Source organism: Paenibacillus phocaeensis (assembly GCF_900021165.1).
GTDB lineage: Bacteria > Bacillota > Bacilli > Paenibacillales > Paenibacillaceae > Fontibacillus > Fontibacillus phocaensis.
Genome location: NZ_FCOQ01000026.1, coordinates 50,570 through 66,839, shown reverse-complemented (window position 1 = coordinate 66,839; position 16,270 = coordinate 50,570). Strand labels below are relative to the sequence as shown.

12 protein-coding genes are annotated in these 16,270 nt (G+C 53.2%); all 12 read left to right on the top strand.

Annotated features, from left to right (window positions below):
• The first annotated feature begins 159 nt into the window (after positions 1 to 159).
• The 12 genes from BN3795_RS17630 to pnp all read left to right on the top strand — a co-directional run bounded on the left by BN3795_RS17630 (position 160) and on the right by pnp (position 16,139).
• Positions 160 to 4,476: a PolC-type DNA polymerase III gene (locus BN3795_RS17630; RefSeq protein ID WP_068786013.1), complete on the top strand. Its 4,317-nt coding sequence runs from the start codon at positions 160 to 162 to the stop codon at positions 4,474 to 4,476.
• A 660-nt stretch (positions 4,477 to 5,136) separates the two neighbouring features.
• Positions 5,137 to 5,598, top strand: coding sequence for a ribosome maturation factor RimP (gene rimP / locus BN3795_RS17625; RefSeq protein ID WP_068786012.1), 462 nt, complete (start codon positions 5,137 to 5,139; stop codon positions 5,596 to 5,598).
• Positions 5,599 to 5,639: 41 nt separating this feature from the next.
• The gene (gene nusA / locus BN3795_RS17620; RefSeq protein WP_068786011.1) at positions 5,640 to 6,737 is read left to right on the top strand and encodes a transcription termination factor NusA; all 1,098 of its coding nucleotides are present in this window, start codon (positions 5,640 to 5,642) and stop codon (positions 6,735 to 6,737) included.
• 15 nt (positions 6,738 to 6,752) lie between these two features.
• Positions 6,753 to 7,067: an RNase P modulator RnpM gene (gene rnpM, locus BN3795_RS17615; protein ID WP_068786010.1), complete on the top strand. Its 315-nt coding sequence runs from the start codon at positions 6,753 to 6,755 to the stop codon at positions 7,065 to 7,067.
• The gene (locus BN3795_RS17610; protein WP_068786009.1) at positions 7,060 to 7,389 is read left to right on the top strand and encodes a L7Ae/L30e/S12e/Gadd45 family ribosomal protein; all 330 of its coding nucleotides are present in this window, start codon (positions 7,060 to 7,062) and stop codon (positions 7,387 to 7,389) included. The genes rnpM and BN3795_RS17610 overlap by 8 nt, the downstream gene beginning before the upstream one ends.
• Entirely contained in the window at positions 7,382 to 10,000 is a 2,619-nt protein-coding gene (gene infB / locus BN3795_RS17605; RefSeq protein WP_068786008.1) for a translation initiation factor IF-2, read from the top strand. Before BN3795_RS17610 ends, infB begins: the two co-directional genes overlap by 8 nt.
• A 14-nt stretch (positions 10,001 to 10,014) precedes the next feature.
• Positions 10,015 to 10,368, top strand: coding sequence for a 30S ribosome-binding factor RbfA (rbfA, locus tag BN3795_RS17600; RefSeq protein WP_068786007.1), 354 nt, complete (start codon positions 10,015 to 10,017; stop codon positions 10,366 to 10,368).
• Between the two features lie 90 nt (positions 10,369 to 10,458).
• Positions 10,459 to 11,439 carry a DHH family phosphoesterase gene (locus tag BN3795_RS17595; protein ID WP_068786006.1) on the top strand — a complete coding sequence of 327 codons (981 nt, stop codon included), beginning with the start codon at positions 10,459 to 10,461 and terminating at the stop codon, positions 11,437 to 11,439.
• On the top strand, positions 11,436 to 12,353 hold the full coding sequence (gene truB / locus BN3795_RS17590) for a tRNA pseudouridine(55) synthase TruB (protein WP_068786005.1): 918 nt from the start codon (positions 11,436 to 11,438) through the stop codon (positions 12,351 to 12,353). Before BN3795_RS17595 ends, truB begins: the two co-directional genes overlap by 4 nt.
• A gap of 46 nt (positions 12,354 to 12,399) precedes the next feature.
• Positions 12,400 to 13,347, top strand: a complete 948-nt coding sequence (locus BN3795_RS17585; RefSeq protein WP_068786004.1) for a bifunctional riboflavin kinase/FAD synthetase — start codon at positions 12,400 to 12,402, stop codon at positions 13,345 to 13,347.
• Positions 13,348 to 13,516: 169 nt separating this feature from the next.
• On the top strand, positions 13,517 to 13,786 hold the full coding sequence (gene rpsO, locus BN3795_RS17580; RefSeq protein WP_068786003.1) for a 30S ribosomal protein S15: 270 nt from the start codon (positions 13,517 to 13,519) through the stop codon (positions 13,784 to 13,786).
• 244 nt (positions 13,787 to 14,030) lie between these two features.
• On the top strand, positions 14,031 to 16,139 hold the full coding sequence (pnp, locus tag BN3795_RS17575; RefSeq protein WP_068786002.1) for a polyribonucleotide nucleotidyltransferase: 2,109 nt from the start codon (positions 14,031 to 14,033) through the stop codon (positions 16,137 to 16,139).
• The last annotated feature ends 131 nt before the right edge of the window (positions 16,140 to 16,270 follow it).

Sequence of the window (16,270 nt, the reverse complement as noted above, 5' to 3'; positions counted from 1 at the left end):
TCGAGTTTGGGGAAGCTTGGGACGCGGGCGAATGGCACAACCGCAACAGGGCTTTCGGCAGTCAGCGCCTGCAGGCTTTAATACGCCGCTGGCAAACCGCCGAAGGCCCTTTTTTTCGAAGCAGGGAAGTAGTCAGCTAGCAAGGTGAGGGGAGAGGACATGACCGAGACGCAAGACAAGAGACATCGGCTGGAACTGTTGATGAAGCAGGCTGAGGTGCCCGCTTCGCTGATCGATCCGTTTTTCCTGGACGGGCATATCGAAAAGGTAGAGGTCAGTCGCAGCAATCGGGAATGGAGAATCACCATTCAGAAGGACACGTTGGTGCCCGCTCAGGCCTACCGCACGTTCTGCTTGCGGGTGAGAGAGCGGATGGAGCATATCGCCATCATCACGTTTGAATTTCATTATGGCACCGGCTTGTCCGCCAAAGACATCGTTGGAGAATATTGGACGTTGTTCCTCGAATGGGTGAAACGCCAGATCCCGTCGGTTAACGGCTGGATGGCTCGAGCCGCGTTTGATGTGGACGGTGATGTAGTCACCGTGACGCTGGGGGATGCGATGGCGCTCGAATTGGCGCGCAAGAAGCAAATCGACAAAGCGATTACGGCATATTTCGAAACGTATTTTGCATTGCCGTTAAAGGTAAAGCTGCAAACCGGAGAGCTTGACGTTGAAGCTTTTGAAGAATTCCAGCAGCGGATCGTGGAGGAAGAGCGCGAAGTCATTCAACAGATGATGGAGAGTGTCGCAGTTGAAGCTCCTCCGGAAGAAGTCGAAGGGGAAGTCATCAAGCTGCAGCTTGGGAATGACATCAAGGAACAGCCGGTACCGATCCAACAGATCCAGGATGAGGAGAAAAAAATTACGATCCAGGGTACGATTTTCGGTCTGGACCGTAAGGAACTGCGGAACGGGAACACGTTATTTGTGTTTTTCCTGACCGATTTCTCCGACTCTCTGCAGTTGAAATTGTTCGCCAAGAACAAGGAAGATCTGAAGGTCATGGGGCAGCTTGCCAACGGCAAATGGGTCAAAGCGCGGGGCAAGGTGGAAATGGACCGATTCATGCCGATGCCTGAACTGGTCATGATTCCTTCTGATCTTTGCGAAGTATCAGCACCTCCGGGACGCAAGGATCAGGCGCCGGAGAAACGTGTCGAATTCCATCTGCATACGACCATGAGTACAATGGATGCCGTCACCCCGATTGGGGATTACGTGAAGATGGCCGCCAAGTGGGGACATAAAGCAATTGCCGTCACGGATCACGGCGGAGTGCAGAGTTACCCGGACGCTGCGAAAGCGGCGAAGAAGAACGGAATCAAAATGATCTATGGCGTTGAAGCCAACGTCGTGAACGACAATGTGGCGGTCGTGTTGAATCCGCGAGGGGACGACTTGAAGACGGCGACTTACATCGTATTTGACATCGAGACCACCGGCTTGTCGGTTACGCAGAACAAAATCATTGAAATCGCGGCCGTTAAAATGCAGGAGGGCAAGGAGATCGACCGCTATGCGACCTTTGTCAATCCGCATGAACGAATTCCTTACCATATTCAACAGCTGACTAATATCAACGACGACATGGTGAAAGACGCGCCCGATGCTGAGCCGGTGCTGAAAAGGTTCGTTGAGTTCGCGGAGGATGCCATCCTGGTTGCCCACAACGCCCGGTTTGACTATGACTTCGTCAACGCTAAACTTAAGGAATTAGGTCTTCCAATGATGAAAAATCCGGTGCTCGATACGTTGGAGCTGGCGCGGATGTTGTTCCCTTCTATGAAAAATCACCGGCTGAACACCTTGGCCGCCAAATACAAGGTTTCGCTGGAGAATCACCACCGGGCGATCGATGATACGCTGGCGCTCGGCGAGATTTTGAACGGTCTCTTGGATGACGCCGCCAAGATCGAAGGTTACAAAACACTGGATCGTCTGAACGACAAGGTCGGGAAGGACTTGTCCAACGCCCGTCCGTTCCATTGCGGGATTTATGCGCTAAACCAGGTCGGGAAGAAAAACCTGTTTAAGCTCATATCGCTGTCGCATACCGAATATTTCAAACGGGTGCCTTGTATTCCTAAATCCAAGCTGGTGGAGATGCGCGAAGGACTGCTGATTCTATCCGGCTGCGAGAAGGGCGAATTCTTCGAAACCGTGTTGAACAAGTCGGTTGAGGAAGCTGAAGCGGTCGCTGAATTCTACGATGTGCTCGAAATTCAGCCGCTCACGATGTACATGCATCTGGTTGAAAAAGGGCTGGTCGGCAGCACGGAAGAGCTGCAAACGGCCCTCCGCAAAGTTGTCGAGATCGGACTGAAGCTGGATAAACCGGTAATCGCGACAGGAAATGTGCATTATCTGGATCCGAAGGACAAGCTGTTCCGCGACATTACGATTCACGGCATTACCGGATTTAGTCCGCTGAAGGACATTCGCAAGCCGGAGGCACATTTCCGGACAACGGAAGAGATGCTGGAGGAGTTTGCTTTTCTTGGCAAAGAGAAGGCCCATGAAGTTGTAGTGACCAACACGGCGGCGCTTGCCGATCGTTTTGAAGAGCTGGAATTGTTCCCGGACAAGCTGTTTACGCCGATTATCGAAGGGGCGGATGAAGAGATCCGCCGGACGTGCTACGATACAGCCAAGTCGATTTACGGCGAAGAGTTGCCTGAAGTCATCGTTAAGCGCCTGGAGAAAGAGCTGGAACCGATCATCAAATACGGGTTCTCGGCCAACTATCTGATCTCGGAGCGGCTCGTGAAGAAGTCGAACCAGGACGGCTATCTCGTTGGCTCCCGGGGTTCGGTCGGTTCATCGGTGGTCGCGCTCTTCCTCGGCATCTCTGAGGTAAACCCGCTGCCGGCTCATTATATCTGTCAAAATCAGGAGTGCCGATATAGCGAATGGTTCCTTGATGGCAGTGTTCCCAGCGGCTTCGACCTTCCTGACAAAAACTGCCCGAAATGCGGCGGCAAGCTGAAAGGCGAAGGCCAGGACATCCCATTTGAAACGTTCCTGGGCTTTAAAGGCGACAAGGTCCCCGATATCGACTTGAACTTCTCCGGCGAATATCAGCCCGTCGCCCACAACTACACCAAGGTGTTGTTCGGGGAGAAAAACGTATTCCGCGCCGGGACGATCGGTACGGTTGCCGAGAAAACGGCGTTTGGCTTCGCCAAGAAATATGAGGAAGAGCATAACAAGAGCTGGCGCGGAGCGGAATTGAACCGCTTGGCGGCGGGATGTACCGGCGTGAAGCGCAGCACCGGGCAGCATCCCGGCGGGATCGTCGTCGTACCGGATTACATCGAAGTTGAGGACATCACGCCGGTGCAATTTCCGGCCGATGATACAAGTTCGGAGTGGAAAACAACCCATTTCGATTACCATGCTTTTGACGCGAACTTGCTGAAGCTCGATATTCTGGGACACGATGATCCGACGATGATGCGGATGCTGCAGGATTTGACCGGAATTGACCCGCAGACGATCCCGATGAACGATCCGAAAGTTATGAGCATGTTTAACTCGACGGAATCCCTAGGCGTCACGCCGGAACAGATTCGCACGCCGGTGGCCACCTACGGCATTCCCGAGATGGGAACGAAATTCGTTCGTCAGATGCTGGTGGAATCCCAGCCTTCCTCGTTTGCAGACTTGCTGCAAATTTCCGGGCTGTCGCACGGAACGGGGGTATGGCTCGGCAACGCACAGGATCTGATCAAGAACGGGACCTGCAACATTAAGACGGTGATCGGCTGCCGCGATGACATCATGTTATTTCTGATTTATAAAGCAGGCATGGATGCGGGTCTGGCCTTTAAAATTACGGAGAGCGTCCGGAAGGGGAAGGGCCTGACACCGGAGTGGATCGAGGAAATGAAAAAGTGCAAGGTCCCGCAATGGTACATTGACTCCTGCCTCAAGATTCAGTACATGTTTCCGAAGGCGCATGCCGCGGCTTACGTGATTTCCGCGGTGCGAACCGCCTATTTCAAACTGTATTATCCGATTGAATATTATGCGACGTATTTCTCGGTCCGCGGCGAGGACTTCGATATCGAGCTGTGCTGTCAGGGGTACGAGGCCATTTACCGCAAAATCGAAGAGATCGAGCAGAAGGGCTTCCAGGCGCTTCCCAAGGAAAAGAACATGCTGCCGATCCTGGAGATGGCGCTGGAAATGACGGCTCGCGGCTTCCACTTTAAGCCGATTGACCTGTACCGCTCGGATGCGATCAAATTTACCGTTGACGGCGATTCGTTGATCCCGCCGTTCTCCGCGCTTGCCGGCATTGGGGAGAACGCGGCCAAGAACATCGCCGCCGCGAAGGAACAAGGGGAGTTCCTCTCGATCGAGGATTTCCAGCAGAAATCCAAGGCGAGTAAAACGATCATCGAGCTTCTGGGTACCATGGGTTGCTTCCGCGGCCTGCCGGAAAGCAACCAGCTGTCTTTATTTTAATTTATGAAACCAGGGGCTGAGTAGCGGAGCGTAGGCAAACCTACGTGAGCAACGGAGGGACCGGTTGAGTCCAAGATTCGACGCCGAATCATCCTTCCAGGTACCGCTTCGTGATCCGAAGATGGCTTTTTAGACTACCTATACAGTAAAGGTTTAAAAAGACAGGTTTGGAGCACCGAGAAGGTTGAATGAAACCAGGGACTGAGTAGCGGAGCGTAGGCAAACCTACGTGAGCAACGGAAGGCCCGGTTGAGTTCAAGATTCGACGCCGAATCATCTTCCAGGTACCGCTTCGTGATCCGAAGATGGCTTTTTAAACAACCTTACTCAGTAAAGGTTTAAAAAGACAGGTTTGGAGCACCGAGAAGGTTGAATGAAACCAGGGACTGAGTAGCGGAGCGTAGGCAAACCTACGTGAGCAACGGAAGGCCCGGTTGAGTTCAAGATTCGACGCCGAATCATCCTCCAGGTACCGCTTCGTGATCTGAAGATGGCTTTTTAAACAACCTTACTCAGTAAAGGTGTTTTACTTGTCACTTGGTATGTACTATGTTATAATTTTTTTGGCAATCATGAAGATAGAACCGTTGTTTAAAGAGTGGGGAAACCCACTCTTTAATCTTTGGTATACAGGAATGAATTATTGGAGGTAATGTACGCTTGAGCACACCAAAGATCAAAGCGACCGTCGAGCAAATGGTCACGCCTTATTTGGAGGAGAACGGCTTTGAACTGGTTGACGTGGAATACGTCAAGGAGGGGAGCAACTGGTTCCTCCGCGTGTTCGTCGACAAGGACGGCGGCATCGATATCGATGACTGCGGCCGGATCAGCGAATACCTTAGCGAGAAGCTCGACGAGAACGATCCGATTCCGTCGGCTTATTTTCTAGAAGTGTCTTCGCCGGGAGCAGAACGCCCCTTGAAGAAAGCCGAGGATGTATCCAAGGCGGTTGGCAAAGACGTATTTGTTACTACATACGAACCGGTAGACGGCCTGAAAGAATTTGAAGGCCGGCTTCTCTCCTTCGATGGCGGCGAAATGGTCGTCGAGATCGGGAAGAAGCGTCACGCCATTCCATATAGCAAAGTCGCCAGCGCGAGATTAGCCATTATTTTCTAGTGTGACCTATGGGGAATCATGAAAGGGGGAACTCGAGGCAAATGAGCATGGATTTTATCGAAGCCTTGAATGAATTGGAAAGGGAAAAAGGGATCAGCAAGGACATTTTGTTTGAAGCGATCGAAGCGGCATTGATCTCCAGCTACAAGCGCAACTTTAATACGGCGCAGAACGTGCGCGTAGATATGAACCGCCATACCGGTGCAATCAAAGTATTTGCCCGCAAGCTGGTTGTGGAGGAGGTTCTCGATCCTCGCACGGAAATTTCGCTGCCCGCAGCACGCGAGATTAATCCCAATTATCATCTCGACGACATCACCGAAATCGAGGTAACACCGCGTGACTTCGGCCGGATTGCGGCACAAACCGCGAAGCAGGTTGTTACGCAGCGCATTCGTGAAGCGGAACGCGGACTGATCTATAATGCGTTCGTGGAGAAGGAAGAAGACATCGTGACCGGGATCGTGCAGCGCCAGGATTTGCGCAACATTTACGTCGATCTCGGCAAGATTGAAGCCCATTTGCCGCTGAACGAATTGATGCCGAACGAGAAGTTCAAGCACGGCGACCGAATTAAAGCGTACATTACCAAAGTGGAAAACACGACGAAAGGACCGCAAATTTTGCTGTCCCGTACGCATCCGGGCTTACTGAAACGTCTGTTCGAGCTGGAGGTTCCGGAAATTTTCGACGGCGTGGTGGAGATTCGTTCCGTAGCTCGCGAAGCCGGCTTCCGTTCCAAAATCGCCGTATATTCCCGCAACAGCGAAGTCGATCCTGTCGGCTCCTGCGTTGGCCCGAAAGGCACGCGCGTGCAAACGATCGTGAATGAGCTGCGCGGAGAGAAGATTGACATCGTTCGTTATTCGGAAAGCGTCGAGGAGTATGTGGCCAATGCGCTGAGCCCGTCCAAAGTGCTTGAAGTACAGGTATTTGAGGCGGAAAAGATGGCTCGCGTGATTGTGCCGGATTACCAGCTGTCGCTGGCGATTGGCATTAAAGGCCAAAACGCCCGTCTCGCCGCCAAATTGACCGGTTGGAAAATCGACATCAAGAGCGAAACCCAAGCGGAAGAGGAATTCGGCAGAGAAAAAACCGATCAAGGCGAAATGCCGCAGGATTCCATCTCCGTAGACTAACGGGGGGTGGTCAAGATGAAGACAAGAAAAGTACCGCTGCGCAAATGCGTAGCCTGCCAGGAAATGATGCCCAAGAAAACGCTGATCCGCATCGTGCGTTCCCCGGAGGGCGAGGTGTCCATCGACCTGACGGGCAAAAAGTCGGGCCGCGGCGCCTATCTCTGCGGCAAGACAGCCTGCTTCAAGCTCGCTCATAAATCACGCGCCCTCGATCGGGCCTTGAAAGCGCCCGTTGGGTCGGAGGTTTATGAGCAGCTGGCGCGGGATTTCCTGGCTGTCGAAGATGAGTTTCTCGCCGCTCAAGCTAGGGATGAGGATGAAGATGAATAAGGCCCAGCCGTTGTCCGGACTTGGCCTCGCGATGCGGGCTGGTAAGCTGGTAACCGGGGACGAAATCGTCCTGAAGTCAATTCGGTCGGGGGAGGCCAAGCTCGTGATCGTAGCGGGCGATGCTTCCGCCAATACGCAGAAGAAGTTCCGCGATAAGTGCGGGTCTTACAAAGTTCCTCTTATGATCGGATTCGACCGGGAGACGCTCGGCGGGAGCGTAGGCAAGCCGGAACGGGTTGTTCTGGCTCTCACGGATCAAGGGTTTACCGAGCTGATCCGCAAAGCGATCTTGAAAACATCGGAGGTGGAGTATATTGAGTAAACAAGAAAAACAAGATAAGCTCAGGGTGTATGAATACGCCAAATCGCTCAACATGAGCAGCAAAGAAATTATTACGATTCTTAAGCGCCTTAATATCCCGGTTAACAATCACATGAGCGTCATGGAGAATGATACCGTTGCTCGTGTGGAACAGTTTTTCAAGGATATTAAGAGCAACGCGGCGGCGAAACGAGAAAACTCGGGACGTAACGATTCTCCTGCCAAATCGCCGGCATCGGCTTCCGCAGGAGGAAGCCAAACACCGAAAGCAACATCCGGAGAACCTTCCGGTCATCGCGGAGATCATGGACGCCAAGCACAAGGCAGCACAAACGCACCCGTAAAAAACCAAAATCAACAGGAAAAGCAGGTAAGCATGAATAATAAACCAAAAACAAACCCAACCAACGCTAGTGGAAGCACGGCAGTTCAGGAAAGATCAAGTCGTCCGAACGGCGGCAATCATCAAAATTCCCGTCCTCAAGGACAAGGCGGGGGGAACACATCCGGCGCCAACCGGGGCCCGCAAGGGAACCGGGGGCCAAGCCAAGGCGGTCAGCGCCAAGGCGGTCAAGGTCAAGGCCAAGGCCAAGGTCAAAGCGGTGCAAACCGCGGTCCTCAGCAGCCGAATCGCAGCTTTACGCCAAGCAATAATAATGGCGGCGGGAACAGCGGCGGCAGAGGTCAAGGCCAAAACCAAGGCCAAGGTCAAAGAAGAGGGAATAACAACAACGGCGGCAGAAACCAAAGAGGTTTTGATGATAATCGAAACGGCGCCAATTTCAGAAATAACCGCGGCGGCAAGGGAGGACGCGGCAAAGGTCCGCAGCAGCCTCCACGCGAGAAGATTGATAACACGCCGAAGAAGATTATCGTCCGCGGCAATATGACCGTAGGCGAAACCGCCAAATTGCTTCACAAGGATGCTTCCGAGGTCATCAAGAAACTGATCTTGCTTGGCGTTATGGCGACGATTAACCAAGAGCTCGACATTGACACGATTCTGCTGCTTGCAGGAGAATTCGGCGTTGAGGTTGAAGTGAAAATTCCGGTTGAAGAAGATCGCTTCGAGACGATCGAAGAAGTGGATGATGAAGCGGATCTGAAAGAACGTCCACCGGTCGTTACAATCATGGGCCACGTTGACCATGGTAAAACCACGCTGCTGGATGCCATCCGTTCGACGAACGTAACCGGCGGAGAAGCCGGCGGGATCACCCAGCATATCGGGGCTTACCAGGTTGAGATCAACAACAAGAAGATCACGTTCCTGGATACCCCGGGCCACGAAGCGTTTACGGCGATGCGTGCCCGCGGTGCGCAGTTGACGGATATTACGATCATTGTGGTTGCGGCCGACGACGGTGTAATGCCGCAGACGGTTGAAGCGGTGAACCATGCGAAGGCGGCGGGATTGCCGATTATCGTGGCTGTCAATAAGATCGATAAACCGGATGCCAATCCGGATAAAGTGAAGCAGGAATTGACAGAATATGAGCTTGTACCGGAAGAATGGGGCGGCGACACGATTTTCGTGAATGTTTCAGCGAAGCAGAAGCTTGGCTTGGAAGGCTTGCTCGAAATGATTCTGCTGGTTGCTGAAGTCAACGAATACAAAGCCAACCCGGATAAACGCGCCCGCGGTGCGGTCATCGAAGCCGAGCTCGACAAATCCCGCGGTCCGGTAGCCCGCGTGTTGGTTCAGCACGGTACGCTGAAGGTTGGCGACGCCTTTGTTGCCGGCAATTGCTTCGGCCGTGTCCGCGCGATGGTGAACGATCGCGGACGCCGTTTGAAAGAAGCGGGCCCGTCGACGCCGGTGGAAATTACCGGCCTGAACGAAGTGCCGCAAGCGGGTGATCCGTTTATGGTCTTTGAAGACGAGCGCAAGGCTCGTTCCATCGCTGACAAACGGGCTATCACGCAGCGCCAGTCCGATCTGGGCTCGAACACGCGCGTCACGCTGGATGATCTGTTCCGCCACATCAAGGAAGGCGAAATTAAAGATCTCAACGTCATTATCAAAGCGGACGTTCAAGGTTCGGTTGAAGCACTGAAAGGCGCGCTCGAGAAAATCGAAGTCGAAGGTGTTCGCGTCAAGATCATTCACAGCGGAGCCGGCGCGATTACGGAATCCGATATTATCTTGGCTGCGGCTTCGAACGCGATCGTAATCGGGTTCAACGTTCGTCCGGACAACCAAACGAAAGCGACGGCGGAGCAGGAGAAGGTCGACATCCGCTTGCACCGCGTCATCTATAACGCGATCGAGGAAATCGAGCAGGCTATGAAAGGGATGCTTGATCCGGTTTATAAAGAAACCGTCATCGGTCATGCGGAAGTCCGCAATACGTTCAAGATCAGCAAAGTCGGAACGATCGCAGGTTGTATGGTCACTTCCGGCAAAATTACCCGTTCGGCGGAAATGCGCTTGATTCGCGACGGGATCGTCGTATACGAAGGCAAAATCGATTCTCTTAAACGTTTCAAAGACGACGCCAAGGAAGTCGCTCAAGGTTACGAGTGCGGGATTACCCTGGACAATTACAATGACCTTAAAGAAGGCGACGTCATCGAGGCGTTCATCATGGAAACCGTTGAACCGAAGTAAGGTGGGTGTCTGAAATGGCCAAAAATCGTACCGGCCGCGTAGGCGAACAGATAAAAAAAGAATTAAGCGTGCTCATCCAGAGTGAACTGAAAGATCCGCGCATCGGTTTTGTCACCGTGACCGGGGTCGATGTGACCAGCGATTTGTCGCAGGCCAAAGTTTATCTCAGCGTGTTTGGTGACGAAGAGAAGAAAGCCGAGTCCTTAAAGGGGTTGGAGAAGGCAACCGGCTTCTTGCGGACCGAGATCGGAAAGCGAGTAAGGCTGCGCCATACGCCGGAATTGATCTTCAAAATCGACGAATCCATCGCTTATGGCAGCCGGATTGAGAAGCTGCTCGGCGAAATCACACATGAGCACGAAGAATGATATTACAATGGAATCAAAAACTCGGTTTTACTTCATGAAATTCAGGCTTGATCCAATGAAGAGTTTTTGAGTCCTCTAAAGGAGACGGCTATGCAGACGACCTATGAACGGGAGCTGAGTCAAACCAAGGATTTTTTGACTCAGAACGACCATTTCCTAATCGTGTCGCATGTTCAGCCGGACGGTGACGCAGTCAGTTCCACCCTTGCGGTGGGCTGGCTTCTGTCATGTCTGGGTAAAAAATTCGTTATGGTTAACGAAGGGCCGATCCCGAAGCGGATGCACTACCTTTGGCAGGCGGAGGAAATTCGCGATTTGTCGGTCATGCCGCTGGACCGTCGGTTTGATCATGTGATTTGTGTGGATTGCGCCGACTTCAAGCGGGTAGGAACCGCGCATGTACATTTCGCTGAAGGAGCTCGGTTGCTGAACATCGATCATCACCCAACGAATGACCGCTACGGCACGGTGAATCTCGTGGTGCCAAGCGCGGCGGCTACCGCCGAGATCTTATTCGATCTTATTACTTATATGGGCATAGAACTGGACGAGCTGGTTGCTACAGCTTTGTATACAGGACTGCTGACGGATACCGGAGGGTTCCGGTATTCCAACACATCCCCCAAGGTGATGGCGGCGGCTTCTAAACTGCTGGAATATGGCGTCGACGGTCCCGGCTTATCCGAACTGCTGCTGGAGCAAATGACATTGCCGCAGCTGCGGTTGCTGACCCGGGCCTTAAACGGCCTTCAATTAACGGAGGACGGGAAAATTGGCTGGGTGTCCGTTACCGACGAAGATTTAATGGCCACCGGCGCGGTCAACGAGGATATGGAAGGTATTGTGAACTATCCGCGAAATATTCAAGGGGTCGAAGTGGGGCTGCTGTTTAAAGTCATCCATGAACATGCGGTTAAGGTGAGCATGCGGTCAGCAGGGAAGGTTGACGTTGCGCAAGTGGCCCAAAGCTTCGGCGGCGGCGGGCATGTCCGGGCCGCAGGCGCACGGGTGGAAGGCACCTTGGAGACGATCGTTCCAAGAGTGCTGGAACAAGTGAGGCAGCAGTTATGAACGCATACGAGGGGATTTTGCCGATTCACAAGCCGGCAGGGTTTACTTCCCATGATGTGGTTGCCAAATGCCGCGGCATGTTGAAGATGAAGCGAATCGGCCATACGGGAACCCTGGATCCGGCGGTCACGGGGGTATTGCCTCTCTGCTTGGGCCGCGCCACGCGAATGGTTGAATATTTGCAGGATTTGCCGAAAGAATACGAGGCGACCCTGGTTCTTGGAGTTGCTACGGATACGGAGGATATGACGGGGGAGATCATCGAACGCGTGGAAGAGGTGCAGGTGACCGAAGAGGAAGTCCGGCAGATCTTATCCCGGTTCGTAGGGACCATCTCGCAAATCCCGCCTATGTACTCCGCGTTGAAGCAAGACGGCAAACGCTTGTATGAGCTGGCCCGGGAAGGGAAAACCGTGGAGCGCAAGCCGCGTGAAGTGACGATTTATGAATTGGAGTTGCTGGCCTTCCATTCGGAGGGCCCCCATCCCCGTATCTCCTTTCGGGCGATGTGCTCCAAAGGGACGTATATTCGTACGCTATGCGTCGATATCGGACGAGCCCTGGGCGTGCCTGCGGCGATGACGGAACTGAAGCGGACGATGTCGGCCGGGATCACAGAGTCGCATTGCTTGACGCTGGATGAGGTTGCCCGCCACGTTGCGGACGGGTCGCTGCAGCAGTATTTATTGCCGGTCGCTCGAGCCGTGGAGCATTTACCGGCTCATACGGTTTCGGCCGAAAAGGTTAAAGCAGCATTGCAAGGTCAGCGACTGTCTTCATCCGTCGTTTCTCCGGCGGTCAAACGCGGGGAGACGCTGCGGCTTTACAGTCCTGAACGGCAATTTCTAGGCATCTTTCGGGTGGAAGAGGAGACGTTGGCTGTGAAGGCGGTCAAAGTCTTTTTACCCGAATAAGCCTCATGAAATGCGCATTCCGAGGGAAATTGCAGGTGACACGATCATGGAAACGATAAAGTTATCATATCCACTAACCGAACGATTTATTGAACAAAATGCCCGCCCGCAAGTGCTGGCGATCGGTCAATTTGACGGGCTTCACCTGGGACATGCCAGCGTGATCGACTCCGCCATACGGCAGGCCCGCGAACTCGGGCTTCCCGCTTCGGTCATGACCTTCCATCCCCATCCGAAGGAAGTCATGAAGAAAGGCGATTATGACGGATATTTGACGCCTCCGGAGGAAAAGGAACGGATCTTGCGCGAGATGGGCGTAGATTATGTGTATATCGTTGAATTCAACGATGCCTTCTCGCGGGTGAGTCCGCAAAATTTCGTCTCCGGGATTTTGGTGCCGCTGAAGGTGCACACAGCGGTTGTAGGGTTTGACTTCCGCTATGGCTACCGGGGCGAAGGCGATGCGGGGATGCTTCGCGAACTGAGCGGCAACGTCCTGGACGTGAGCACGGTGCCGCCATTCCTGATCGACGGGGAGAAGGTCAGCAGCTCGGAGATCCGCAAGGCGCTGCAGGAAGGCAAAATCGAGCTGGCCAACCGGTGGCTGGGGCGGACGTATGCGCTGAAAGGGACGGTTATGCATGGTGAAAAACGCGGGCGGCAGCTCGGCTTCCCAACCGCGAACCTGAAGCTGGCGGAGCATTATGTTGTACCGGCCAGCGGGGTCTACGCCGTGCGGGTTACCCACGAAGGCGCGATTTACTCCGGCGTGATGAACGTCGGGGTCAAGCCGACCTTCCACGAGGACGGCAAGATTTTTTGGCTGGAGGCGCATCTATTTGAGTTCTCCGGCGAGATTTATGGCGAGAGCTTGTCCGTTGAATTGGTGCATTACATTCGCGAGGAGCGCAAGTTCGGCTCGCTGGATGAGTTGATCGCCCAAATCGGGCAAGATGCCGAGACAGCTAAACGACTGCTGAATGCATCCCGGTAGCCCGGTGGATCCGGCATTTACTTTGCTGGGCGGCTGTGGTATACTATGTAACGTTGTCATGTGGTAAAACATGTTTTTTCCAAACGGCAGCAAGAACCTTGGCTTGGTTGCGCGGTTTCACCGCCGGCGACGAGGCTAACGGCGATTTGAGATAAAGGAGGTGAACAGGATGGCATTGACTCAAGAACGTAAACAACAATTGATCCAAGAGCACAAAACTCATGAGTCCGATACCGGATCCCCTGAGGTGCAAATTGCTATCCTTACGGAGAACATCGTGAATTTGACGGACCACTTGCGTACGCACAAGAAGGACCATCATTCCCGTCGCGGTCTTCTGAAGATGGTTGGTCAACGTCGTAAGCTGTTGGCTTACCTGAAGAACAAAGACGTAAAACGTTACTCCGCTTTGATCGAGAAACTTGGATTGCGTCGTTAATTGGACATGTTTGATAAAAGCAGCCTAGTTGCATGGCGGACGCTGGCGAAGCGTGCGGTATGCGGCCGGGTTGCTTTTTACAAATTAGGGCTTGTTGCGATAAGCTTCCACGAAAAGCTCCGTCAGGAGCTTTTGTTATGAGGACATTCTTCTGCGGCTGAAGCTCTTCATCATTATGAATTGCCGAAAAGCAGGAAATAATGAACTCAGTACCGAACTTGTATTGGTGATAAGGAGGGATTTCATGCAGAATCAAGTGAAAATGGAGTTGGGGGGAAGACCTCTCATCCTGGAAACCGGCCGATTGGCCAAACAAGCGAATGCGGCCGTCATGGTCCGTTACGGCGATACGGCAGTGTTATGTACGGTTACGGCTTCCTCGGAGCCGAAGGATCTGGACTTTTTTCCATTGACCGTCAATTATGAAGAGAAATTGTATGCAGTCGGTAAAATCCCCGGCGGCTTCATTAAACGGGAAGGACGTCCAAGCGAGAAAGCGATTCTGGCCAGCCGTTTGACCGACCGCCCCATTCGCCCGCTGTTCCCGGAAGGCTTCCGGAACGACGTGCAAATTGTGAACCTGGTGATGAGTGTGGATCAGGATTGCGAGCCGGAAATTGCAGCGATGATTGGCACTTCGGCAGCGCTGAGCATTTCCGATGTTCCGTTTAACGGACCGATTGGCGGTGTGGCCGTCGGACGGGTGAACGGTCAATTCGTCATTAATCCGAACGTGGCTGAGCAAGAAGCCAGCGACATTTACGTTGTCGTAGCTGGTACCAAAGACGCCATCATGATGGTGGAGGCCGAGGCGAACGAAGTGCCTGAAGAGGTCATGCTCGAAGCGATCATGTTCGGTCACGAGGAGATCAGAAACATCGTTGCCGTCATCGAAGAGCTCGTGAAGGTCGCCGGCAAAGAGAAGATGCAAGTGAAGCTGCATGCGGTGAATGAAGAGGTGAACCGCGAGGTTCGCGCCTTTGCCCAGGATCGCCTGGTTGAGGCCGTGAAGATTGCCGAGAAGCATGCGCGTCAGGATGCGATTGATGCCATTAATGACGAGACGGTGGCTCATTTCGAAGAGAAATACATAGAAATGCCCGAGCTGCTTGCCGATGTGAAGGAAGTCTTGCATGACATCGTCAAGGAAGAAGTCCGCCGCTTGATTACTCACGACAAAGTGCGCCCTGACGGACGCAAGCTGGACGAGATTCGTCCGATCGAATGCGATATCAGCCTGCTGCCGCGTACGCATGGTTCCGGCCTATTTACGCGCGGACAAACGCAAGCGCTGAGCATTTGTACCCTGGGTGCGCTCGGTGACGTTCAAATTCTTGACGGCATCGACCTGGAAGAGTCGAAACGCTTCATGCACCATTATAACTTCCCTCCGTTCAGCGTAGGTGAAGCTCGTCCGCTGCGGGCTCCGGGCCGCCGCGAAATCGGGCACGGCGCATTGGGCGAACGCGCGTTGTCGAAGGTCATCCCGCCGGAATCCGAATTCCCGTATACGATTCGTCTCGTATCGGAAGTGTTGGAATCGAACGGTTCCACCTCTCAGGCGAGCATCTGTGCCAGCACGCTGGCGATGATGGACGCAGGGGTGCCGATCAAAGCACCGGTTGCCGGGGTAGCAATGGGTCTGATCAAGGACGGCGAGCATGTGTCTATCCTGACCGATATTCAAGGGATGGAAGACCATCTCGGCGACATGGACTTCAAAGTAGCCGGTACTGCAGAAGGCGTAACAGCGATTCAAATGGATATCAAGATCGATGGGATCGACCGTCAGATTTTGACCGATGCCTTGAAGCAGGCGAGAGAAGGCCGGATGTTTATCCTGTCCAAAATGATGGAGCGCATCCAAAAGCCGAAGGAGCATCTGTCTCCTTACGCGCCGAAGATCGTCATCATGCAGATCAATCCGGACAAGATTCGCGATGTGATCGGGGCGGGCGGCAAAATCATCAACAAGATCATCGAGGAAACCGGCGTGAAGATCGATATCGAACAGGACGGCCGCGTATTTATCGCTTCAACGAACGAAGAGATGAACAACAAAGCCCGTTCGATCATCGAGGGAATCGTCAAGGAAGTCGTGGTCGGCGAGATTTACGTCGGGACGGTCAAACGGATCGAGAAGTTTGGGGCTTTCGTCGAGATTCTGCCGGGTAAAGACGGCTTGGTGCATATTTCCCAACTGTCAACGGAACGCGTAGCCAAAGTGGAAGACGTCGTGGCGATCGGCGATACGGTTACTGTTAAAGTTACCGAAATCGATAACCAAGGACGGATCAATCTTTCCCGCAAAGCGGTGTTAACCGCAGAAACGGAAAAATCCCCTTCCAAATAAATAACGCAGCCTTGACGACGCAGGCGACCCTTGCGGGAAAAGAGACAGAATGAATCAATTCTGGCTCTTTTTTAATTGTACGTTTCTTCCTACTGCTCTCGAAAAGAAGCATACTCTCAGGCTTGTCAACA

What these genes read in the sequence shown, in the direction of transcription:
- BN3795_RS17630 (WP_068786013.1), top strand. Translation starts at nt 160, where the DNA reads ATGACCGAGACGCAAGACAAGAGACATCGGCTGGAACTGTTGATGAAG.
- nusA (WP_068786011.1), top strand. Translation starts at nt 5,640, where the DNA reads ATGAGCATGGATTTTATCGAAGCCTTGAATGAATTGGAAAGGGAAAAA.
- rnpM (WP_068786010.1), top strand. Translation starts at nt 6,753, where the DNA reads ATGAAGACAAGAAAAGTACCGCTGCGCAAATGCGTAGCCTGCCAGGAA.
- BN3795_RS17610 (WP_068786009.1), top strand. Translation starts at nt 7,060, where the DNA reads ATGAATAAGGCCCAGCCGTTGTCCGGACTTGGCCTCGCGATGCGGGCT.
- rbfA (WP_068786007.1), top strand. Translation starts at nt 10,015, where the DNA reads ATGGCCAAAAATCGTACCGGCCGCGTAGGCGAACAGATAAAAAAAGAA.
- BN3795_RS17595 (WP_068786006.1), top strand. Translation starts at nt 10,459, where the DNA reads ATGCAGACGACCTATGAACGGGAGCTGAGTCAAACCAAGGATTTTTTG.
- truB (WP_068786005.1), top strand. Translation starts at nt 11,436, where the DNA reads ATGAACGCATACGAGGGGATTTTGCCGATTCACAAGCCGGCAGGGTTT.
- BN3795_RS17585 (WP_068786004.1), top strand. Translation starts at nt 12,400, where the DNA reads ATGGAAACGATAAAGTTATCATATCCACTAACCGAACGATTTATTGAA.
- rpsO (WP_068786003.1), top strand. Translation starts at nt 13,517, where the DNA reads ATGGCATTGACTCAAGAACGTAAACAACAATTGATCCAAGAGCACAAA.
- pnp (WP_068786002.1), top strand. Translation starts at nt 14,031, where the DNA reads ATGCAGAATCAAGTGAAAATGGAGTTGGGGGGAAGACCTCTCATCCTG.